General features: G+C 59.9%; 16 protein-coding genes. 12 read left to right on the forward strand and 4 right to left on the reverse strand.

Translation table 11 applies throughout. The features are described from left to right. The first annotated feature begins 397 nt into the window (after positions 1–397). The 5 genes from OC445_RS10165 (at position 398) to OC445_RS10185 (ending at position 4,471) form a co-directional block, all read left to right on the forward strand. Positions 398–898 carry a DUF4822 domain-containing protein gene (locus tag OC445_RS10165; RefSeq protein WP_262020141.1) on the forward strand — a complete coding sequence of 167 codons (501 nt, stop codon included), beginning with the start codon at positions 398–400 and terminating at the stop codon, positions 896–898. Positions 899–952: 54 nt separating this feature from the next. Next, the gene (locus OC445_RS10170; RefSeq protein WP_054921314.1) at positions 953–1,387 is read left to right on the forward strand and encodes a hypothetical protein; all 435 of its coding nucleotides are present in this window, start codon (positions 953–955) and stop codon (positions 1,385–1,387) included. A 144-nt stretch (positions 1,388–1,531) separates the two neighbouring features. Further along, complete coding sequence (locus OC445_RS10175) at positions 1,532–2,485, forward strand: 2-hydroxyacid dehydrogenase (RefSeq protein WP_057975747.1); 954 nt, start codon at positions 1,532–1,534, stop codon at positions 2,483–2,485. Positions 2,486–2,614: 129 nt separating this feature from the next. Continuing rightward, positions 2,615–3,682: a phosphotransferase family protein gene (locus OC445_RS10180; protein WP_198791700.1), complete on the forward strand. Its 1,068-nt coding sequence runs from the start codon at positions 2,615–2,617 to the stop codon at positions 3,680–3,682. A gap of 21 nt (positions 3,683–3,703) precedes the next feature. After that, positions 3,704–4,471 carry an SDR family oxidoreductase gene (locus OC445_RS10185; RefSeq protein WP_034126013.1) on the forward strand — a complete coding sequence of 256 codons (768 nt, stop codon included), beginning with the start codon at positions 3,704–3,706 and terminating at the stop codon, positions 4,469–4,471. 41 nt (positions 4,472–4,512) lie between these two features. Here the strand turns inward: OC445_RS10185 and OC445_RS10190 are convergent, their stop codons facing one another. Together OC445_RS10190 and OC445_RS10195 are read right to left on the reverse strand one after the other, a co-directional pair. Further along, positions 4,513–5,994, reverse strand: a complete 1,482-nt coding sequence (locus tag OC445_RS10190; RefSeq protein WP_233097400.1) for a hypothetical protein — start codon at positions 5,992–5,994, stop codon at positions 4,513–4,515. Between the two features lie 291 nt (positions 5,995–6,285). After that, positions 6,286–9,654 carry a calcium-binding protein gene (locus OC445_RS10195; protein ID WP_262020142.1) on the reverse strand — a complete coding sequence of 1,123 codons (3,369 nt, stop codon included), beginning with the start codon at positions 9,652–9,654 and terminating at the stop codon, positions 6,286–6,288. A 197-nt stretch (positions 9,655–9,851) separates the two neighbouring features. On the opposite strand from OC445_RS10195, the gene OC445_RS10200 reads away from it, so the two are divergent. Together OC445_RS10200 and OC445_RS10205 are read left to right on the forward strand one after the other, a co-directional pair. Beyond that, positions 9,852–11,285: a PLP-dependent aminotransferase family protein gene (locus OC445_RS10200; protein ID WP_054897961.1), complete on the forward strand. Its 1,434-nt coding sequence runs from the start codon at positions 9,852–9,854 to the stop codon at positions 11,283–11,285. Between the two features lie 84 nt (positions 11,286–11,369). Beyond that, complete coding sequence (locus OC445_RS10205; RefSeq protein WP_019820196.1) at positions 11,370–11,771, forward strand: cupin domain-containing protein; 402 nt, start codon at positions 11,370–11,372, stop codon at positions 11,769–11,771. Between the two features lie 143 nt (positions 11,772–11,914). Here the strand turns inward: OC445_RS10205 and OC445_RS10210 are convergent, their stop codons facing one another. Beyond that, on the reverse strand, positions 11,915–12,544 hold the full coding sequence (locus OC445_RS10210) for a DNA-3-methyladenine glycosylase I (RefSeq protein ID WP_198791697.1): 630 nt from the start codon (positions 12,542–12,544) through the stop codon (positions 11,915–11,917). Between the two features lie 215 nt (positions 12,545–12,759). On the opposite strand from OC445_RS10210, the gene OC445_RS10215 reads away from it, so the two are divergent. The 3 genes from OC445_RS10215 (at position 12,760) to OC445_RS10225 (ending at position 15,648) form a co-directional block, all read left to right on the forward strand. Beyond that, the gene (locus OC445_RS10215; RefSeq protein WP_169918802.1) at positions 12,760–14,085 is read left to right on the forward strand and encodes a C4-dicarboxylate transporter DctA; all 1,326 of its coding nucleotides are present in this window, start codon (positions 12,760–12,762) and stop codon (positions 14,083–14,085) included. 158 nt (positions 14,086–14,243) lie between these two features. Continuing rightward, positions 14,244–14,945: a FadR/GntR family transcriptional regulator gene (locus tag OC445_RS10220; protein ID WP_054897963.1), complete on the forward strand. Its 702-nt coding sequence runs from the start codon at positions 14,244–14,246 to the stop codon at positions 14,943–14,945. 16 nt (positions 14,946–14,961) lie between these two features. Continuing rightward, entirely contained in the window at positions 14,962–15,648 is a 687-nt protein-coding gene (locus tag OC445_RS10225) for a GntR family transcriptional regulator (protein ID WP_054897964.1), read from the forward strand. Between the two features lie 183 nt (positions 15,649–15,831). On the opposite strand, the gene OC445_RS10230 is transcribed toward OC445_RS10225, so the two are convergent. Further along, complete coding sequence (locus OC445_RS10230; RefSeq protein WP_105227007.1) at positions 15,832–20,700, reverse strand: NAD-glutamate dehydrogenase; 4,869 nt, start codon at positions 20,698–20,700, stop codon at positions 15,832–15,834. Positions 20,701–21,182: 482 nt separating this feature from the next. On the opposite strand from OC445_RS10230, the gene OC445_RS10235 reads away from it, so the two are divergent. Both OC445_RS10235 and OC445_RS10240 read left to right on the forward strand, forming a co-directional pair. Continuing rightward, positions 21,183–21,536: a hypothetical protein gene (locus tag OC445_RS10235; protein WP_054897966.1), complete on the forward strand. Its 354-nt coding sequence runs from the start codon at positions 21,183–21,185 to the stop codon at positions 21,534–21,536. 370 nt (positions 21,537–21,906) lie between these two features. Beyond that, positions 21,907–22,866, forward strand: a complete 960-nt coding sequence (locus tag OC445_RS10240; RefSeq protein WP_020301524.1) for an AAA family ATPase — start codon at positions 21,907–21,909, stop codon at positions 22,864–22,866.

A 22,866-nucleotide genomic window follows, 5' to 3' on the forward strand; every position in this document is an offset into this window, starting at 1 on the left:
GTCCATGGGCAGCTCAGTTGATTCAACGCCAGATGCGCACCGCCTTTACCCACCTCACGAGCCTCCCTGCCGGCGTGGCATTGGGAGGGTCGATCACGCAAGGCCGGCGAAGCTGTGTTTAAACAAATCCAGTCATTCAAAGTTCTCCAGTGGGAAGCCGCTGACAGAAACCCAACATCAATTAAAGTTACGCACCCTCACATATAAGAAAGTTCTTACAGACAGTTAATCAGCGCATCTGGACTGAAACTTTAATTATTGCGGGTTTTGTTGCAAGGGTTTTCCCAAGCATTGAGAGCCCCTCCTATCACGTCTATATTCCAGCTCAGCTCAAAAAACAAAGTCCTCTAAACCCACGACAGCAGAATTAAAAACCTCACTCGCCAGGAGCGACTTGATGAAAAAACACAACCTTATTTTCTCCCTGATACTTGCCACCGGAATGCTCAGCCAATTGGCCAGCCAAGCACAACCGGCAGTAGAAAACTCCGACGCAAGTGCCCTGGGCACATCCCCCCGCTGGCTGACGACAAAAGTTTATATAGAGGGCGCCCCAGAGATCGATGTAAAGGACAAGTACCCAGGTGTCGTTGGAATATCAGCGTGGGACCCTGAGCGTAATCGCTACGAATTTTTCTACACCGATACCGGGCTATCAAAATATGACAACGGCGGCGGCGGTTACTTCATGGTAACAGGGGACAGGAAAAACCATATCCTGATACCCGATAAAGGTGCAACGAGAACCATCGTCAGAAAACTTGAGACGTTGAACAATCAGGAATTCACTTACTCTCGTGAAGTGCCGCGCGACATGATCGACGCCAACCCTCTTGTTCGAATACATGTGGTTCATGCGCCCTATACCGGATCAGTAAAAACCACCCCCACCCACTAACCCTCAACACTCACCCCCACGAGTAGCGACAATACTCATAAAAGGCCTCACTCAATGAAAACGCTATTAAAGCCTTTATTGGCGTCTGTTTTATTGTTCTCTACCCTTGTTTCAGGCGGCCTTCATGCGCAGGCTTCCACATCAGGAAAACCTGTCGCCATCAGCGCTGACAATGCGGTGCTGCTGACCGTTTTCCTCAAACATGACCAATCTCGCAACTTGAACGAAATAAGAACAAAACTCACCGAACAGGAACTCTTTAAAGTATTCCCTCCTGAAGGGGTAGAGATCGTCAGTTGGACCATCGCCATGGGGATCGGCCACGTCATCGTTCTACGCTTCCCCGCCTCGCGCCTGCGGGAGGTCAATCTCGCCATCGAACGCTCTGCATGGGGCCCCTTCAGGACAGAGTTCTTTCCTACCTACGATTACATGGACATCGTAGCGGCCGAACAGAGCAAGGTGCGCAAGCCTGCACCCGCTAAATAATTCGCCCGCGTGCAAACAGCGTCTCCCGCTCGCCGAGACGCTGGCACCTTTCGCAAAATCAGTCGCGCTTTCTCGGGCCCTCGGCATTTCGCGCAACAAAAATGCAGCATACTCAGAGCATCGAACTCACCGGAGAGCTGCCCCATGCCCACCACCGTTCTGGTCCTGGTTGAAACCATCAACGAGTACCTGCAAATCATCGAGAGCAATGACTTTCATGTGATTCTGGCGCCGACGCCCGCCGAACGCGCTCAGGCGATCAAGTTGCACGGTGGGCAGATCAAGGCCGTGCTGACCCGTGGCCCGCTGGGGTTGTACGCCGATGAAATCGCGGCATTGCCGTTGTTGGAAATCATCTGCGTGATCGGTGCCGGCTACGAACACGTGGACCTGCAGGCCGCGAGCAATCGTGGGATCGTGGTGACCAACGGTGCAGGGGTAAATGCGCCGTCAGTGGCCGACCATGCCATGGCGCTGCTGCTGTCGCTGGTGCGTGGCGTTCCCCAGACGGATGCAGCGGTGCGGCGTGGCGAATGGCCGAAAGTGATGCGCCCTTCCCTGAGCGGTAAACACCTGGGGATTCTCGGGCTGGGTGCGGTGGGGATGGAGATTGCCCGGCGCGCCGCCCTGGGGTTCGGCATGGAGGTGAGTTATCACAACCGCCAACCCCGCGATGACGTGGATTACACCTACTGTGCGACGGCTGTCGAGCTGGCGCGTACCTCGGATTTCCTGGTGCTGGCTACGCCCGGCGGTGCCAGCACCCGTCACCTGATCGACCGTCACGCCCTGGACGCCCTGGGGCCGCACGGCTTTCTGGTCAACATCGGGCGCGGCAGCGTAGTGGTGACCGCCGACCTGGTCGCCGCGCTGGAGCAGCGCCGCATCGGCGGCGCCGCGCTGGACGTGTTTGACGATGAGCCTGCAGTGCCCGACGCCCTCAAGCGCCTGAGCAATACCGTGCTGACGTCCCACGTGGCCGGCCTGTCCCCGGAAGCGGCCCATGACACGGTGCAGCGCGTCGCTGATAACCTGGTGGAATACTTTGCCGGCCGCCCCGTGCTTACACCGGTGGCCTTGCCAGCGCCCGCAAAATGACCAATCAGGCACGCTGATCACCCTTCAACACGCTAACCTATTAAACCGCCCCGACCTTGTCGCTGGGCGGCTATGCGCATTAGATTAGGAAATAGTCCAAGGCCTTTAGAATAAGCAGAAGGGATAAGCATGGCGCTGAACGACCAATCGACCCAGATTCGCCCAGGCGAAGAACTTGATGCCAGCCTGATCGATCCCTACCTCAAAGCTCATATTCCGGGCCTGAGCGGTACCGTCAAAATCAGCCAGTTCCCTGGTGGCGCGTCGAACCTGACTTACCTGCTGGAATACCCCGACCAGGAATTCGTGCTGCGTCGCCCGCCATTTGGGCACAAGGCCAAGTCTGCCCACGACATGGGCCGCGAATACCGCATTCTCAACCAGCTCAAAGATGGCTTCCCGTACTGCCCCAAGGCTTATATGCACTGCACCGATGAATCGGTGATCGGCGCCGAGTTCTATGTGATGGAGCGCGTCAACGGCATCATCCTGCGTTCCGACCTGCCGGCTGAGCTGGGCCTGGACGCTACCCGCACCGAAGCCTTGTGCAAGAGCTTTATCGACAAGTTCGTCGAACTGCACCAGGTCGACTACCACGCCTGCGGCCTGGCCGACTTGGGCAAGCCTGAAGGCTACGTGGCGCGGCAGATTCGCGGCTGGGGCGAGCGCTATGAAAAAGCCCTGACGCCCGACGCGCCAAAATGGGAGGCGGTACGCGCCTGGCTCAACGACAAGATGCCTGCCGACCACCCCACCTCCAGCATCGTGCACAACGACTACCGCTTCGACAACGTGATCCTCGACCCGCACAACCCGATGCAGATCATCGGCGTGCTGGACTGGGAACTGACCACCCTGGGCGACCCGCTGATGGACCTGGGCAACACCCTCGCCTACTGGATCGAGGCCGCAGACCCGGCGCCGGTGCAATTGATGCGCCGCCAGCCGAGCAACGCCCCCGGCATGCTCACCCGCCGCCAGTTTGTCGACTACTACGCCGAGCGCTCCGGCATCCAGATCGACAATTTCGATTTCTACTACACCTATGGCCTGTTCCGCCTGGCCGGGATTGTGCAGCAGATCTACTACCGCTTCTTCCATGGCCAGACCCAGGACAAACGCTTCGCGCAGTTCATCCACATGAACAAACTGCTGGAGCAGATGAGCCTGAATGTCATCGGCAAATCAGCGCTCTGAGTGCAACTACAAGGAACCCTCATGTCCAAGACCAACCTGTTCGACCTCGATGGCAAGATTGCGTTTGTTTCCGGCGCCAGCCGTGGCATCGGTGAAGCCATCGCCAAGTTGCTGGCCCAGCAAGGCGCCCATGTGATTGTCTCCAGCCGCAAGCTGGAGGGTTGTCAGCACGTGGCCGATGCGATCATCGCCGAGGGCGGCAAAGCCACGGCCATTGCCTGCCATATTGGTGAAATGGAGCAGATCACCCAGGTGTTCGCCGGCATTCGTGAACAGTTCGGCCGCCTGGATATCCTGGTCAACAACGCCGCTACCAACCCGCAGTTCTGCAACGTGCTGGACACCGACCTGGGCGCATTCCAGAAGACCGTTGACGTGAATATCCGTGGTTACTTCTTCATGTCGGTGGAAGCCGGCAAGCTGATGCGCGAGAACGGCGGCGGCAGCATCATCAACGTAGCCTCGATCAACGGCATCTCGCCGGGCGTGTTCCAGGGCATCTACTCGGTGACCAAGGCCGCCGTGATCAACATGACCAAGGTATTCGCCAAGGAGTGCGCGGCGTTCGGTATCCGTTGCAACGCGCTGCTGCCGGGCCTGACCGATACCAAGTTCGCCTCGGCACTGGTCAAGAACGATTCGATCCTGAAAGTTGCCCTGGCGCAGATCCCGCTCAAGCGCGTGGCCGACCCCAGCGAAATGGCTGGCGCGGTGTTGTACCTGGCCAGTGACGCATCGAGCTACACCACGGGCGTTTCTCTCAACGTGGACGGTGGCTTCTTGTCCTGAAGCCGCCTGTACTGTCGGTGGCGAACGGGCTCGCCTGTTTGTCACCGCGCACGTACAGCGCTCATGTCGATCTTAAATAGCACCAGTTTGCCATCTGGCAGGGTCGCACCAATGACCTTGAAAAGCCGTTGACGTGCCAGTGCATCCGCAACCTGCTGCCCGGCACCTGGATCGTGACTGTCCAGTTTGCTCAGGACCCGTGTGACCCAGCCATCCTCCATCTGGAAGTGCTGATTGACCCTAGCCATGCTGACGTGGCTGGATTTGGCATGTTTGACTTCAAGCACATAGACATCGCCCGCCGGCCCCATGAATACCAGATCGAAGCCATTCTGGCTGCCGCCGTAGGTCCCACCGGGAATGATTCGATAGCCATCATTTTTAAGTAACTCACGGTACATTTGCTCATTGGCCGCCCCACGCTGCCTGGTCTGCTTAATGTCCAACGCCCTCCATTGATCAAAAAAATCCTGTTCATCCCCGCGCCTGCCGCGATAGGGATAATGAAGCTGATCATTGACGGCAACGGCCTCTAGATTGAACGTTCCCTCACGACGGGCCGCCACGGTGGCCATGCCTTGAAACGCATCAAACTGCACAACACCCGGTGGTAGTGCGACACCCTCAGCCCTGGCGTGCATCCCGAGCAACAGGCGGTCATACGGGTAGCCATGGGTCCAGATGTGTGCATCAATCATGCGATCTCGCTGCTGCACGGGCGCGTTGCGGATACGCGGGTTATCGAATGCAATCATCTGCCGCGCATATTGGCGCATATAGCAGTACGTCTGCTTGTCCACCGTCGACATCAAGCCCTGGCTCATATCACTGGTAACACCGGTGTAGCCCAGCGATTTGCGGGCGGCGTTAATGATTGCGCCGATGCTGTCCAAGCGCATTTCGGGCACCCACGATGCCCGGCTGCCGCCAGTATCCAGGTAAATACCCGGCGCGCTGTTGGAACCATTCGGGATCAGTTGGTATTTATTTCTCGTGCTATCAAGCTCGACGCGAACCAGCACGCTCCCCACCTCCAAATAGGCGACGGCCGGGTCACCAGAGAGCTGAATCATCCCGTCTTCGGTGATGGAGCCGCGAGGCTGCAACACACCATTCGCATTCTGCATGTAGAGCCTGTTATCGCCTGCCTTGTAGTGGTCCAACGAAAACAGTTCATCACCGTAGTAGTTTTGCCCGCCAATGACGTACTGTTTTTTCCCCGGGATAGGAGTCCCCGTCGCTGCACCAGCACCTCGCGCATCGTAGAGCTGCAGATCCCACTGCGGATCTCGCGGCCCGGGTGCTGGCATCGTCACTGGCGTGGCTATCGGAACACTGGAATGCGCTGCGGTCGTCACGTTTGTCCAGGTTGAAGTATTCCCAACCCTCTGTACCACAGCGGAGCCGGCAGCCAGTTGATGCGCCAAGCGCGGGTGATAAGTACCACTGGCCGGCTGATGGACCACTTGCACCGTTTGCCCGGTATCCAGATTGACGTAACTGCGGCCGTTCACATCATGCATACCCTCGGCATTGACGGCTCCAAGCGTATCGCCTGTCACCCATACAGCCGTTGGCGGTGGCGGCCCAGGCAGATCCAAAGCACTTATTTGCGGGACCCCAAGCAAACCACCATTGCGGTATCGCGTGCGCTGCGCGCCTTGATACGCCGGTTGAGTGGTACTGGTCGGGCGGCCATAGTCCCTGACCATGACAGTGTCAGCACCGTCACCGGCACGCCCAGAGGGTCGGCCGGCAGTTCTGGGCGATTGCGGTTTTTGCTGCATAAATAAAAAATCCCTTTTAATGATCAATCAGACTGGGTCAACACCGCTGAACCGCAAGTCCGCAGACGTTACGGTACGCAGCGGATCAACATCCGCCCCCCAGCAATCGCGGCCTGAATCGTAATGAACGCCTGACACCGTGCCGTCGCTCAGCTCCAAGCCGATAACGCGCAGCTGACGCGCCATCAAGGTTGACCACTGGCGAGAACGCCGCAACGCTTCCCAGACCTCGGCTACAGTCTGATAAGGGGAGGCATCCAGTTGCGCGAGATAGATGCCCCCCAGGTCCTGGCGGATGTCGTATTGCTCGCCCTGCTTGGTGAGTACGCTGGCTTGTTCCAGCGGCACCGAAGGGTCTGTCACGGGTAGCAGCAGCACCTTCACGCTGCCGAGGGTCAGCGTGTTTTCGATCAAGACGATGTGCGCCCGCTCAATCAGCTCACCAAGCTTGGCCGTGTTGATCCGCCAGAACGATGCGTCCGACTTTTTGGCCAGCGCGCCCGGCGTGGACAGGTAGATCGTTGAGCCGGTACTGGGCACCACTTCATAGGTCGACGCCCGCCCCATCAACGAGTAAGACTTTTGATAATGCGGTGGGGCAGGAATAACGACTTTCTGCGGCGACGATTGCAACCAGACCCCCTTGGCACTGTGCGGTCGAAAAAAACCGTGTATCCCTGGCTTTTTTACCAATGCCGAGCTGCCATCGAAGGTGTTGAAACCTGGTGAGGCGCGGTCCTGGCTATAGGTTTGCTGGGCCGCCTGTATCCGGTATGAGACGCCATCATTCATGACCAGTACAAACTGGCAGTCCAGTTTGAGGCTGACCGCGATGATGTTTGACGTCACGTTGGTGCGTATCGAGGATCGATCACTGGCATATTCGCAGAGCACCAACTGACTGCCGTCGGTGAAACTGATGGTTAATTTCACGTCGCTATAGGTCAGCGAATCGAAGTGAACCAACCTGCGTAGGGTCACACGGTAACCGGCCAATACCTGGAGAATCTCCTGCGACGAATAATCCACGTACAACACGCAAGCAGTCGCGTCGCTTTTAAGACGAACTTCGACCACCTTTCTGTGTGGCCCACGTTCGATGAAACAGCGGGTCGAACGCCCATGGGGCACCACGAACGTTCCGGCGTTCAACACCCTGTCCAGGCTGACGTCCTGGCCACCTGCTCTCACGGCGACGGTCACGTCGGCGTCCTCGTTGCCAACCAATGTCGGTTCGAGAATCGGCTCAAGCATGTAGCCGTCCTCCGTGAGAAACAGCAGGCTGTGCTTGTTCAACCAGCGCCGGTCATCACCTTGCGTATACAGCTGCTCAAGCTTGATCACGTGCTGCGGCAGTTCGCCATTAACGCCCCGCCAGACCACAATGACCAACGCACACCCCTGGATGCCCCAATGGGCGATAGCCGAGAGAGGCCAGCGCATCTCGATCACGGCACCCTCGGCCCAGTCCTGCTCGTATAGCGAGACCGTGCCGCGGTTGGTGGCCAGAACATAACGGTCCTTGCCCGCTCCGCCGTCCACCCAGGCGTTGGAACCCAGCACGATCACCGTATCATTGCCCTGCGCGGCCTCGATCCGATCGCCATCGCCGTTTGCGATTATCGTATTGGCCTGTTCCGAACCCTTGACTTGGCTGGCAACCCCGGCTGGCGTGGCGATATTTTCTATCGAGTCGAGGCTGATCGAGTGATGAGGCAGCGGTTTGTCGATATCTTTGCGCCGCACGACGGTGCCCGCCTGCAGGTCGATGGCATAACCCTGCGTCTGGTGCTCATAGATGGCCGAGTTGGACAGGTAGAGCGTATCGCTGCCTGCCTCGCCACGCAGCTGACTGGCCGGGCGATGTGCGTCGGCCTCGTCCAGTGTGCCCGTCGGCATGTCATAGCTGAATACGTCGTCCCTGGCGCCACCGGTCAGCTGCTTTTGGCCTTCACCGAACTGAAAAATATTGGGGATCTCAGCGAAGCCTTTGACATCGTCATTGCCGCCCCCCAGCCGCCAAAGCACCGCGGAATTCGCATCACCCTGACCAAGCACCACACCCGGCAGACGGCCAACCGAGGCGCTGGAAGCATCTATTTGATCATTCTGGTCGACGAGCATCGGCTCGGTGGTGTCGATGTAGGGATCCTCACCCTCGGCTTCGTTCCATCGATGCTTCCAATGCCGGACCGGGCTCAGCCGCACCTCAAACCCACCATTGACTACCGCCTGTACGGTGCCTCTGAGCGCCCCCCTGAGCCAGGTCTGGGCCTGATTGGTCAGGTGCTGCGCATACCAATTTTCCATCCTGGCCAGGGCGAACCGCTCACGTATTTCTTTCTCCGGTTCCTTGCCCTGAAATGCCAACCAGCCCGTGTGCAGCCGCTCGAAAACACTCAGCTCGATATAGTCATCAATTTCATCCACCTGACGAACCGCCGCATAGAGTTGCGCGCCAAACATCAATACGGCGGCGGCGGCAATACCCAGCGGGCCGGCCACGCCGAATCCAGCCAACGCTGCAACCCCCAGGGCCACACTGACGCTGGCGCTCACGATACTGAAGCCGGCGTTGACGTAATGATCAAGCGCTTCCTTGCCAGTGCTGTTCGCCGCCTTATGCAGCGATTGCTTGGCATTGTGATAGTCAAACGGCAACGTCAGCACCAGAGCGAACAGGCCGGCGCCCCGTCGCAGGGCCTGGCCAAGAGAACTGGCGCTGAAACCTGCTAACACCTTATGCCCGTTTTCCAGCAGTCGTCTGCCCAAGTGCTCCAGCGCCAACTCCAGTGCCGTGCCCGTGAGGTTGGCAAACAACTCTGCGCCTGTGACTACCGCCTCATTGATATCGCCGGTCTTGATCGCTTCGGCCAACGCGTTGATCGCACTGTAGTACCCGTAAACCTCCAGCCCCGCGCCCATTACCGCCAAGCTTCGGCTTTTCTTCGGCTCGACCCAACCAGGCATTCCCTCCAACTGCGCCGCTTGGTTGAGATTGGTTTTCTGCACTGAACGTAACAGCCTATCGAGCTTGCCCACTGCACCGGGATTTTCGTCTCCCGGCTTGACCACCAGTAAAGGCGCAGCTTGTGTAGAGCGCAACGCCGCGAACTCAAATAGCACAGCGGCGCTGCTGTCGCTGACAGAACTACTCCCACGAAGATAACGCTGCAGTCTGGATGCCGAGAACCGGATTGAATCCAGCAGCGTCTGATCTGCCTCGCGTACCGCCAGACGATGGGTCTTGACCGGTTTTCCCGCCACCTGGGCACCCATGGCGGCCAGGTCTATACGCGAGACAGTCAACTCGCCAACCACCAGCGGTCCCAGGCTCTGGTCCAGGGCGAGCAAGGTCTCAAGCCTCTTTTTAGTATGTGTTTTCGATGTCGTCATGAGTCCGGCTCCCTATGCCATCACGTTGAATAACGCGGGCGGCAGGCAATCGGTGCCTGCTATAGGGGAAATCATGGCGGCCGGTAATAGCCAGGCGACGGTAGATGCTTATACGCAGGGGCGACTGACTCATAGATATTTTGAGCCCGCACCGCAAGCGAGTAGTCTTGGCGCGGAGTGAAGCCTTGGGATGAAACATGGAACTGCACGTGGTAATCAATGGCCGCAAGGACCTGGCCGAACAGCTCTACCAGCAGTTGCGCGAAGCCATCGCCACCGGGCGGCTGTCGGCAGGCGCACAGCTGCCCCCCAGCCGACTGCTCGCCGAACAACTGGGCATCTCGCGCAAGACCGTGTCGGACACCTACGCCACCTTGACCTACGAGGGCCTGCTGATTGGCAAGATCGGCCGCGGTACTTTCGTCAATGCCTGGGCGCCACAGCCCGACCGCGTGCAAACCGCCACCGACCTGGCGTGTGCCGCCAACCTGGGCAAATGGGCCGCACTGCCCTCACCCATGGGCCACCCCGCCCGCGAGGAGCTCCTGCGCTACGAATTTATCGGCGGCGCGACGACACGCCACCAATTCCCCCAGGATGAATGGCGGCGTTGCACCCAGGATGCGTTGCGTCGCATCGCCCAGAACAGTGGTTTTTACAGCCAGCCAGAAGGCGTGCCCGCCCTGCGCGATGCCATCGCCGGGCATATCGCGTTTTCCCGTGGGGTCAAATGCGGCGCCCGCGATATCGTAGTCACCAACGGCGCACAGCAGGCGCTGGACCTGCTTGCCCGCGTGGTGCTTGAGCCCGGCAGCATGGTCGCGATGGAAGACCCCGGCTACAGCCCCGCACGCCAATTGTTCGTCGCGATGGGCGCCCGCGTCGCCAGTGTTGCCGTCGACGAACAGGGCCTGCAGGTCGACCAGATCCCGGATGGCACGCGCCTGATCTATGTGACGCCGTCCCACCAATTCCCCCTCGGCATGCCCATGAGCCAGGCGCGGCGCGAAGCCCTGCTGGACCGCGCCATTGCGCTCGGCGCGATCATCATCGAAGACGATTACGACAGCGAATTCCGCTACGAAGGCCGCCCCACCGACTCCCTGCAAAGCATGGATACCCGCGGCGTGGTCACCTACGTCGGCACCTTTTCCAAAACCCTGTCGCCGGAGTTACGCCTGGGCTATGCGGTGCTGCCGCCGGCCATTTATGGTGCGGTGCTCAAGGCCAAGCAATTGACCGACCAGCACAGCGCTACCTTGCCGCAGTGGGCACTGGCCAAGTTCATCAGCGAAGGCTACCTGCTCAAGCATATTCGCCGCTGTCACGGGGTCTACGCGGGGCGTCGCGAACGCATCCTGCAGCGTCTGGCGGGCGATCTGTCGCCGTGGTTCGAGGCAGTACCGACGGTGGCGGGCTTTCACCTGGCGGCCCTGTGCAAGGTGCCGGTGAATATTCCATTGCTGATGGAACGGGCGCGTCAGGTCGAGGTGGGTTTATATCCCTTGGACGTGTTTTTTCACGACAAGCCGGTGCGCTCGGGGCTGATTCTGGGGTTCGGCGCCATCGAGACTCTGGATATCGACCCGGCGCTGGACAAGGTCCGCGATATTCTCCTGCAGATTGGCTAGGCGGTTTTCCGGCGCATTGGTCATTGGTGGCAAGCCCTCGACGGCGTAGGGTGAAGCGGTCTTTCACCCGATGGAACCCTCATCATGAAACGCTTGTTCGCTGCTACCCTAATGCTCGCCTCCCTCAGTGCATTTGCCCACGACCCGGTCTACAACAAGGAAACGCTCAAGGTGCTGCAAGAACACGCCTTGACCAACGTGCCGGGCAAGAAAACCATCATGCTCACCGTGGACTACGCCCCCGGCCAGGCCACCGTGCCCCACAGCCACACCGGCACCGCCGTGGCTTATGTGCTCGAAGGCGAGATCACCTCGCGGGTCAATGATGAAAAGGCGATCACCTACAAAGCCGGGCAATCGTTCTACGAACCGGCCGGCTCGCGGCATTTTGAGTCAAGCAATGCCAGCCAGACCCAACCGGCCAAGCTGCTGGTGGTGATGGTGCTGGATGACAAGGCTGAGGTACTTACCCCACTTCCCAAGTAATCAGCAACACCACAAAACCCATGTGGGAGCTGGCTTGTGTGGGAGCGGGCTTGCTCGCGAATGCGGTATATCCGTCACAGATGTGTTGCCTGAGACACCGCTTTCGCGAGCAAGCCAGCCCCCACAGTTTTAACCGTATCTGGTCAGGGACGTTTGAACAGGTTGCGCTGGTGTTCAATGCGCTGGCGGCACTCACAACCCTCCAGATGATCATTGACCATCCCCACCGCCTGCATCAACGCATACATCGTGGTCGGGCCGACAAAGGTCCAGCCGCGTTTCTTCAGGGCTTTGGACAAGCGCACCGAAGCCGCTGAGGTCGGGTTGGCCGTCCAGTAAGCCATGTCCACCACTGCCGGCCGCTCTTGCGCGTCGGGTTCGAACGCCCACAGCCAGCGCGCCAGCGAACCGGTCTCCGCCACCAGTTCACAGGCCCGGCGCGCGTTGTTGATGGCCGAGACGATCTTCGCGCGATTGCGCACGATGCCCGGGTCGCTCATCAACCGCTCGATGTCCGCCTCGCCGTAGTGCGCCACCCGGCGAAAATCAAAACCCTCGAACGCCTGTCGAAAGTTTTCGCGCTTGCGCAAGATGGTGATCCACGCCATCCCCGCCTGAAAGCCCTCCAGGCAGATCTTCTCGTACAACGCGATGTCATCCGCCACCGGCACGCCCCATTCGTGGTCGTGGTAATGCAGGTAAGCGGGCGCTGCAGTGCGCCAGGCGCAATACATGCGCCCTGCTTCGTCGGTTGTCAGCCCTGATTGGTCCATCCATCACCTCGTATGCCGAGGGCGATGATACGCAAAAAAAATTAATCTCCGCCAACCGCTCAAGCATCGTACTTACCGACCAACTGGTCAGACCGGGACCTGCCAACCGCCAAATATTTACTTGTGATTTGAAAAAAACCGAGCGTAGACTGGCCCCGCACTGGACTTACCGGTAAGACCACAACAATTAAGCCCTGGAACCACCAGGGCACCGAATAGAGATCCCTCCCATGCTCAGATGGTGCTCGCGTTCGATTTTCCTGCAAGTCGTGATTGGCCTGATGCTCGGCATCGCCTGCGGCCTGGCCCTTCCCGAATTCTCCTCGCAACTCAAACCCCTGGGTGACGGCTTTATCAAGCTGATCAAAATGCTGATCGGCCTGATCGTGTTCTGCGTGGTGGTCAGCGGTATTTCCGGCGCGGGCGACTTGAAGAAGGTCGGACGCATCGGCCTCAAGTCGGTGATCTATTTTGAGATGCTGACCACCGTCGCCCTGGTGCTCGGCCTGATCATGGCCTTCAGCACCGGCATCGGCAGCGGCGCCAATATTCACCTGGAGCAACTCTCTTCCGCCGGTTTGAATGAACTGGCCGACAAGGGCCAGCACATCCGCGGCACCAGCCAGTTTCTGATGGAGTTGATCCCCAACTCGGTAGTTGGCGCCTTTGCCGATAATAACGTGCTGCAAGTGCTGTTGTTTTCGGTGCTGTTCGGCAGCGCGCTGAACCTGGTGGGCGAAGCGGCCAGCGGGATTTCGCGACTGATCAACGAATTGAGCCATGTGATCTTCCGCATCATGGGCATGATCGTGCGCCTGGCGCCGATTGGCGTATTCGGTGCCATCGCGTTCACCACCAGCACCTATGGCCTCGATTCACTGCAACACCTGGGCAGCCTGGTGGGGCTTTTCTACCTGACCTGTTTTGCCTTTGTGGCGGTGATCCTCGGGCTGGTGATGCGCGTGTCGGGCCTACGCATGTTGCCGCTGCTCAAGTACCTGCGCGAAGAACTGCTGATCGTGATGGGCACCGCTTCGTCCGACGCTGTGCTGCCGCAGATCATGCGCAAGCTGGAACATTTGGGCATTGGCAGCTCCACCGTGGGTTTGGTAATCCCCACCGGATACTCGTTCAACCTCGACGGTTTCTCGATCTACCTGACCCTGGCCATCGTCTTTATCGCCAACGCCACCGGCACACCGCTGTCGATGACCGACTTGCTGACCATCCTCCTGGTATCGTTGATCACCTCCAAGGGCGCCCATGGCATTCCAGGCTCGGCATTGGTGATCCTGGCGGCAACGCTCACAGCGATTCCTGCGATTCCGGTGGTCGGCCTGGTGTTGGTGCTGGCCGTGGACTGGTTCATGGGCATCGGCCGTGCGCTGACCAACCTGATCGGCAACTGCGTCGCGACTGTGGCGATTGCCCGTTGGGAAAAAGACATTGATATCCAGCGCGCCAACAAAGTGCTCGACGGCCAGCAAGGCTATGCCTTCCAGGCCAAGAAGCCGGTGCTGCCGGCGCATCAGGAGTTCTAGGACAACACCCACCCAATGTGGGAGCTGGCTTGCCTGCGATAGCGGTGGGTCAGCGTCAACTGTAGTGCCTGACACTCAGTCATCGCAGGCCTGCCAGCTCCCACACTGGACCTTCGCCAGACTGAATACTGTATGAGCAACATCAAGGAGCCTTCGACGTGATCAGCACTTCAACCGTCGTCAATTCAGTGGTAGAAAAACTGCGCGCCGCCTTGGCGCGGGGCCAGTGGCGCCGCGGTGAAATGCTGCCCGGTCAACGCGAACTGGCCGAACAGCTAGGTATCAGCCGCCCGAGCCTGCGCGAAGCGGTAATCGTGCTGGAGACCCTCGGCCTGGTGCGCTCCATGCCGGGCAAAGGCGTGGTCGTGCTGGAAACCAGCGTCAGCGAGCCGCAATCGAGCGACGCCGTGGCCGATGCCAGCCTCGAGGACATCCTGCAACTGCGCTACACCCTCGAACCTTTCATCGTCGGCCTGGTGGCCCAGTCGATCAGCAGCAAGGAAATCGGCCAACTGCGCCTGACCCTGATGGACATGCGCGAAGCGTTGGATGTCGGCGATGCCGAAGCCGGCATGAACGCCTATATCGACTTCCATGAAGAATTGTTCGCCCTGACCTCCAACCCTATCTTCCAGAACGTGGTGCAGCAAACCAGCACCGCGCTCAAACAAAGCGCCCAGGTATTGCGCAACTCCCCTGAACACCTGGCCGAACGCTTGCAAGAGAACGAAGCCGTGGTACGCGCCATCCGCAACAAGAACAGCGCCCTGGCCAGTGCCGAAATGCGTCGGCACATCCTGCAGGAAGGCCTGCGCATGGGCATTCGCTTGAATATCCCGGACGACCATCTGGGCAGTTGATTTTCGGAGACCGGCCATGAACGCTCACGCCCTGCAACGCGACTCCACCCTCACGTCCCTACGCTGGACGCCCGAAAAAAAGCCCTCGGTGGACGATATCTACCCACGCTTGTTCGACGCCATTCTTGAGCAACGCATTGCGCCCGCCAGCCGCTTCACCGAAGAAGGCCTGGGCGAACTCTTTGGCGTGAGCCGCAGCGTGATTCGCCGGGTGCTCGCCAAGCTGTCCCATCAGCAAGTGGTCATCTTGCGCCCCAACCAACGCGCCCAGGTCGCCGCGCCGGATGCCCAGCACACACGGCAGATTCTGGAAGCACGGCGCCTCACCGAAATGACCGTGGTGCAACTGGCCTGCGCCCAGGCCACAGCGATGCAAATTCGCCAACTGCGCGAGCTGATTGCACAGGAGCGCAACGCCATTGAGTGTGACCAGCGGGGGCCGGCGATCCGGTTTTCGGGAGAGTTTCATCTGCAACTGGCGCACATGGCAGGCAATGCGCCGTTGGCACAGTTTCTCAACAGCCTGGTGCCGTTGACGTCGTTGATCATTGCGCAATTTGAAACAAAGGCCTGCACCTATTGCGCATGGCAGGAGCATGTGGCGATTGTGGATGCCGTGGAACAGCGCGACGCCCACACGGCTGTCGCCCTGATGACCCAGCACCTGGATCACCTGGAAACCCGACTACTCAAACACCACTGACTCCAAGTGAGTAAAGTTAAAACTGTGAGAGCTGGCTTGCCTGCGATAGCGGTGTACCAGTGACCAAATTATTAACTGACCCGCCGCTATCGCAGGCAAGCCAGCTCCCACATTGATCGCATTCCAGATCAAACAAAAAGCCCCCGCATCTCACGATGCGGGGGCCTTTGGTTTAGCGAGGCATCAAGCCGGTTGCAACACCGACTGGCCACTCAACGCCAGGTCCAGCAACTCACGGTTGGCCACCGCGTACATGGCGTAGTCCGTGCCCACTGCGGCACGAATTTCCACCATCATGGCGCGCCAGCGATCCGCCATGTCCTGATGCTGCTCAAGCCACAGGGCCACGCGGGCTTCCATGTCTTGTGGTGCATCGGCCATTTGCAGGACCGAAATGGTGATCGCCCGTTGCTGCCAGTCCACGTCATCGCGGAAGGCTTCGCGGGCCTGGGCCTGCCAGTTGTTGGCCACTGGCAGATCACTGATCTGCTGCAGGTACCAAGGCAGGTCCAGGGCGCTGCCCACGGCGAAGTAAGCCTTGGCCACTTCGGCGGCGTCATGCCCGGTCACGTCGGCGGCTTCGATGATCGGCAGCAAGGTGTACAGGTGGGTAGTACCCGCAACCATGCGCGCCAACAACTCCGGTACGCCGGCCTGGGTGTAGGCCTGGTAGCGGTTCTGCCAGCCTTCGCGGGTCGGACCTTCCAGCAGTTCGTCGAGCTTGAGGCCCAGCGCCGCCAGGTGCGGACCGAAGTGCGCAGTGTCGCGCCCGGCGTCTTGCTCGTTGCGACGGCTGCGCAGGAACCAGCGCGTAGCGCGACGGCCCAGGCGCATCAACTCGTCCATCAGCTCCAGTTGCACGTCAGCGGAAACCTGGTGGTCCAGGGCTTCGATCTGACGGAACCAGTGCGGGAGATGGAAGATGTCCCGCACGATCACATAAGCGCCCGCCACGTTCGCTGGGCTCATGCCGGTCGACTCTTTGAGTCGCTGCACGAAGGTGATGCCCATGTGGTTGACCAGGTCGTTGGCGATCTGGGTGCTGACGATCTCGCGCTTCAGACGATGGCGACGCATGGCTTCGCCGAACTTGGCCACCAGGCTCGGTGGGAACGCGGTCTCCATGTCACGGGTCAGGTACTCGTCATCCGGTACCAGCGACTTGAGCAACGCTTCCTTGAGGTCGATCTTGCTGTACGAGATCAGTACCGACAGTTCCGGACGGGTCAGCCCCTTGCCAGCGGAAGCGCGCTCGGTGAGCTGCTCTTCGGTCGGCAGGTACTCGATGGCACGGTCCAGCTTGCCACGGCCTTCCAGGTCGCTCATCAGGCGCTTGTACTCGGCAGCACGCTCGTAAGCCTTGCGCGCAGCCAGGGACAGGGCCTGGGTCTGCTTGTAGTTGTTGCCCAACACCAGGTTGCCAACTTCGTCGGTCATGCTCGCCAGCAGTTGGTTGCGCTGCTTGTCGGTCATGTCACCGGCCTGCACCACTTCGTTGAGCAGGATCTTGATGTTCACTTCGTGGTCGGAGCAATCCACGCCACCGGCGTTGTCGATGAAGTCGGTGTTGGAACCGCCGCCATTGAGGCCGAATTCCACACGGCCCAGTTGGGTCATGCCCAGGTTGCCGCCCTCGCCCACTACCTTGCAGCGCAGCTCGTTACCGTTGACGCGCAGTGCATCGTTGGCCTTGTCGCCCACATCGGCATGGCTCTCGGTGCTGGCCTTGACGTAGGTACCGATACCGCCGTTCCACAACAGGTCCACCGGCGCCTTGAGCAAGGCGTTGAGCAGTTCGGTCGGGGTCAGCTTGTCGGCCTGGATGTCGAAGCGTTCTTTCATCTGTGGCGAGATGGCAATGCTTTTCGCGCTGCGCGAGAAGATACCGCCACCTTCGGACATGATGCTGGTGTCGTAGTCGGTCCAGGCCGAACGCGGCAGTTCGAACAAACGCTTGCGCTCGACGAAGCTGGTGGCCGGGTTCGGGTTCGGGTCGACGAAGATATGCAGGTGGTTGAAGGCTGCGACCAGTTGCAGTTTGTCCGACATCAACAAGCCGTTACCGAACACGTCACCGGCCATATCGCCGACGCCTACCACAGTGATGCTGTCTTCCTGCACGTTGATGCCGCGCTCACGGAAGTGACGCTGTACACCTACCCATGCGCCCTTGGCGGTGATGCCCATTTTCTTGTGGTCGTAACCAGCCGAACCACCGGAGGCGAACGCATCGCCCAGCCAGAAGCCATAGTCGATGGCAATGCCGTTGGCGATGTCGGAGAAGGTTGCAGTGCCCTTGTCCGCCGCCACCACCAGGTACGGGTCATCGTCGTCATGACGCACGACGTTGGCCGGCGGCACCAGGGCGCCGTCTTTCAGGTTGTCGGTGATGTCCAACAGGCCGGAGATGAAGATGCGGTAGCAGGCGATGCCTTCGGCCGCGATCTCGTCCCGGCTGCCGCCCAATGGCAGGCGACGCGGCAGGAAGCCGCCCTTGGCGCCCACCGGCACGATTACCGAGTTCTTCACTTGCTGGGCTTTTACCAGGCCAAGCACTTCGGTGCGGAAGTCTTCTTCACGGTCAGACCAGCGCAGGCCGCCACGAGCGACGTTGCCGAAGCGCAGGTGCACGCCCTCGACCCGTGGCGAGTACACGAAGATTTCAAACTTCGGCACTGGCTTGGGCAGCTCGGGGATGGCACGCGGGTCGAACTTGAAGCTGAAGTACGACTTGTTCTGGCCGTTGGCATCGGTCTGGTAGAAGTTGGTACGCAGGGTGGCCTTGATCAGGTCCAGGTAGCGACGCAGGATGCGGTCTTCGTTGAGCACCTGAACGTCGTCCAGGGCGCTGAGGATCGCTTGCTCCAGGCGTTGCTGCTTGTCTTCCAGGTCGTCGGCAGTGAGCTTGCGCGCCAGGTAGAAGCGGGTCTTGAACAACCGGGTCAACTCGCGGGCGATGTCGGTGTGGTTGTTCAGGGTGCTGGCGATGTAACCCAGGTCGAAGCCCAGGCGAATCTGCTTCAGGTAACGGGCATAGGCACGCAGCAGCGCCACGTCGCGCCATGGCAGGCCGGCGGTGAGGACCAGGCGGTTGAACGCATCGTTCTCGGCGTCGCCATGCACGATATGCACGAACGCATCCTGCAGGGTGTCGTTGAGCTGCTGGATATCCAGGTTCACGCCTTCGGCGGCGATGAACGCAAAGTCATGGATCCAGAACTCGCGGCCATTGGCATGGCGCAGGCGATACGGGAACTCGCCCAGCACACGCAAGCCGAGGTTTTCCAGAATCGGCAGCACGTCGGACAACGCCAGCGGCGTATCGGCGTGATACAGCTTGCAATGCAGCTCGCGCTGGCCCGAGACCTGGCCCAGCGGCTGATAGAAGCTCATTACCAGCGGGTTGGCTTCGGTCAGGCTGTTGAGGTGCTGCATGTCGACCACAGCCGAATGCGCGGCGAAACGCTCGCGGTAGCCGGCCGGGAAGCCTTTGGGGAAATCCGCCAGCACGTTGGTGCCCTGGGCTTCGCCGAAGCTTTCCACTACCAGGCTGGCGTAGTCGTCCTGCCAGCTGCGGCAGGCCTGCACCACTTCTTTTTCCAGTTGCAGCGGGTCGATGTCCAGGCGGTTCTTCGGGTCAACCCGCAGAATCAGTTGTACACGGGCAAGCACGGACTCGGAGAAGAAGGTCCAGAACTCGCAGTCCGAGGCCTTCAGGCGGTCCATCAGCACTTGCTGGATCTTCTGGCGTACTTCGGTGGAGTAGATGTCGCGTGGCACGTACGCCAGGCAGTAGCAGAAACGACCATAGGGGTCTTTGCGCAGGAACACGCGGATCTTGTTGCGTTCCTGGATCTGCACAATCGACATCACGGTGCTGAACAGCTCGTCGACCGGAGTCTGGAACAGGTCGTCACGGGGCAGTACTTCCACCACCTGGGCAAGCTCTTTACCCAGGTGCGCCTTGGCCTGGAAACCCGAACGACGTTCGATTTCCGCGACCTTGCGACGGATGTAAGGGATCACCCGCACGCTTTCGCCGTACACCGAGGAGGTGTACAGGCCCATGAAACGGTGTTCCTTGATGACCTTGCCGTCGGCGCTGATCTCGCGGATCGACACGTAGTCCGGGTAAGCCGGACGGTGCACGCGGCTTGGGTGGGCGGCCTTGGCGAACGACAGTACGGTCGGCTCGCGCAGGTAGGCCACGGCGTAGTCTTCGATGCGCAGGTCTTCGGCGGTAAGGCCGGCGCGCAGCAGCTTGGTCAGACCGAGGAAGGAGCTGGCGTCATATTCGATATGACCGCCGTCCGCCTCGTCACGTACCACGAACTCTTCGTAGCCCAGGAAGGTGAAATGGTTGCCCACCAGCCATTCGAGGAAGTTCTTGATTTCGGCTTTTTCTTCGCCGTCGATGGCGAACGCGCTGGCGTCGATACCGGCCAGCAGGTCCTGGACCTTGGCTTTCATCGGTTCGAAATCGGCCACAGCCACGCGTACTTCACCCAGCACCTGCTCAAGCTCTTTGCTCAGCACGTTCAGTTCGGCGGCGTTGGCGCAGCGGTCGATCTCCAGGTACATCAGCGATTCTTGCAGGATGCCTTCGCCCTGGGTGCCCTTGGGCAGGATTTCCAGCAGCTCGCCCTTGCTGCCACGACGCACGCTGAGCACGGTGGTTTGCAGGGTATGGATGCTGTAGCCCCGGCGGTTCAGCTCGGTGCGTACCGAGTCGACCAGAAACGGCAGGTCATGGTGCAGCACTTCGACCGCGGTGTGGGTCGATTGCCAGCCATGACGTTCGTAATCGGGGTTGTAGACCCGCACTTGCGGTTGGGTGTGATCAAAGCGCTCAAGCAGGCGCCAGGCAGACAGGGTGCAACCGGCCAGGTCGGAAAGGCGACGCTGGGTCAGTTCGTCCAGGGAAATGATGCCGAAGAATTGTTCAGCGAACAGCGCCACTTGTGGCAGTGCCTGTTCACTGAGGTGCTGCGCCAGTGCCGCTTGCAGTTGATGCTGGAAGTCGGCCTTGCTGGCTGCGGTGAAGAACGCCATCTGTGGTACTCCGCTTGGGCTTGTTATTGATGAAAGCGTCGCGTGTTATCCCCTTGCGGGGAGACCGTCAGCTCTGTTCGCTGGTGTGCTGACAAGCACCATAAACGAATCAGGGTGACAGGTGGGTGAAGCTGGACAGGACAGTCGGGTCACATACAACTTCCATACGGCATGCCGTTGGCCAGATGACGATACGACGGGCAGGTCAGGCGCCTGGCACAGGGCACATCCGTTGCGCAGCTTAACGAGTGTAGGAAGAACGCTGCTTGCGACGCTGCGACATATTCGGTCATCGGTAAGCAGGGTGTCGGTTGCAACTTGGGCAACCCCGGATTTTCGGTAGAAAATCTTGCTACTTTGCACACCATCAGTACCAGAAATGACCGATCCGGCCCGTGAGGTCATGCCTGACTTCCGACACAGGATGAAGCACAAAATTCGCCGCAGTGGCACAATTGCCCTCCCCTACACAGGATTGCCCCATGCTGCAGCTGAAAACCGACGCCCTGATGGCCACCCCGTGCGACGACGAAGAAGACAACATGGCCATGCTTTGCTGTCACGGCAAGAACGGCGAAATGTTCATGCTCACCCGTTACCCGGATGAAGACGAAGTGGAGCTGACCTGGGACTACGAACCTTCGACCCTGGATGGGCTGAAAGTGACGTTGGGCGAGACCACCTTATTGATCGAACTGGCGGCCGGCGATGCCGATGCCCTGGGCGGCAAGGACCAGCTGGAGATCACCCACGGCACCGCCGCGTCAGACATGGCCGAAGTGCAGGAAACCCTGCAGAACATCCTCACAGGCACCGGCACGTTCATTCGGACTTGAAACCGGTCACTTGAAACTTCGTCACGACGCTAAATCTGTGGCGAGGGAGCTTGCTCCCGTCACGGCCTGACAGCCGACGCTGATCTGGCTGAGGCACGGCGATCCAAATGTGGGAGCTGGCTTGCCTGCGAAGGCATCGACTCGGTGTGCCTGAATCACCGAGTTGACTGGATCGCAGGCAAGCCAGCTCCCACAGGGACCGTGCTCTACCTACCCAGCTGTTATGCCTCTCACACCGCAATCCTGTAAGTTTCGCCAAAAATACCCATCAAGCCGTTAGTCGCCGCACCCCGCGATGCATTAAAGTAAACCCCCCAGGCCCGGTGTTCTGTCACGACACCCAGGCTCATCTTTCCAGGAACCGTCATCGATGGAACATCGTGAAGCGCTGCTTGCGCTGCGAACCTTTCTTTCTACGCAGATTCTCGGCCAGGAAAAACTCATCGATCGCCTGTTGATCGCCCTGCTCGCTGACGGCCATATGCTGGTCGAAGGCGCACCGGGGCTGGCCAAGACCAAGGCGATCAAGGAGTTGGCCGAAGGGATCGAAGCGCAGTTCCATCGTATCCAGTTCACCCCCGACCTGTTGCCCGCCGATATCACCGGCACCGAGATCTATCGTCCGGAAACCGGCAGCTTCGTATTCCAGCAGGGGCCGATCTTCCATAACCTGGTGCTCGCAGACGAAATCAACCGTGCCCCGGCCAAGGTGCAGTCGGCCTTGCTCGAAGCCATGGCCGAGCGCCAGGTCAGCGTGGGCCGCAGCACCTACGAGCTGTCGCCGCTGTTCCTGGTGATGGCCACGCAAAACCCCATCGAGCAGGAAGGCACCTACCCGCTGCCCGAAGCCCAACTCGACCGGTTCCTGATGCACGTCAAGATCGGCTTCCCGGACGCCGCCGTCGAGCGCCGCATCCTGCAGCAAGCTCGTGGCGAAGCATTGAATGGCGAAACCAAGCCCGAGCGGCGCGTCAGCCAGCAGGCGATCTTTGCCGCCCGCAAGGAAATCCTCGGCTTGTACATGGCCGATGCCGTGGAGGAATACCTGGTGCAACTGGTGATGGCCACGCGCACCCCTGCGAAGTTCGATCCGGAAATGGCCGAGTGGATCGCCTATGGCGCCAGCCCGCGTGGTTCCATCGCCCTGGACCGTTGTGCCCGGGCCCATGCCTGGCTGGCCGGTCGCGATTTTGTCAGCCCGGAAGATATCCAGGCGGTCTTGTTCGACGTGCTGCGTCACCGCATCATCCTGTCGTTCGAGGCCGAGGCCGCCGGTGTCGACCAGGACCGCGTGGTGCAACGCATTCTCGACGTCGTTGCCGTCGCTTGA

The organism is Pseudomonas sp. Pse35, from assembly GCF_024519715.1.
Taxonomy (GTDB): Bacteria; Pseudomonadota; Gammaproteobacteria; order Pseudomonadales; family Pseudomonadaceae; genus Aquipseudomonas; species Aquipseudomonas paracarnis.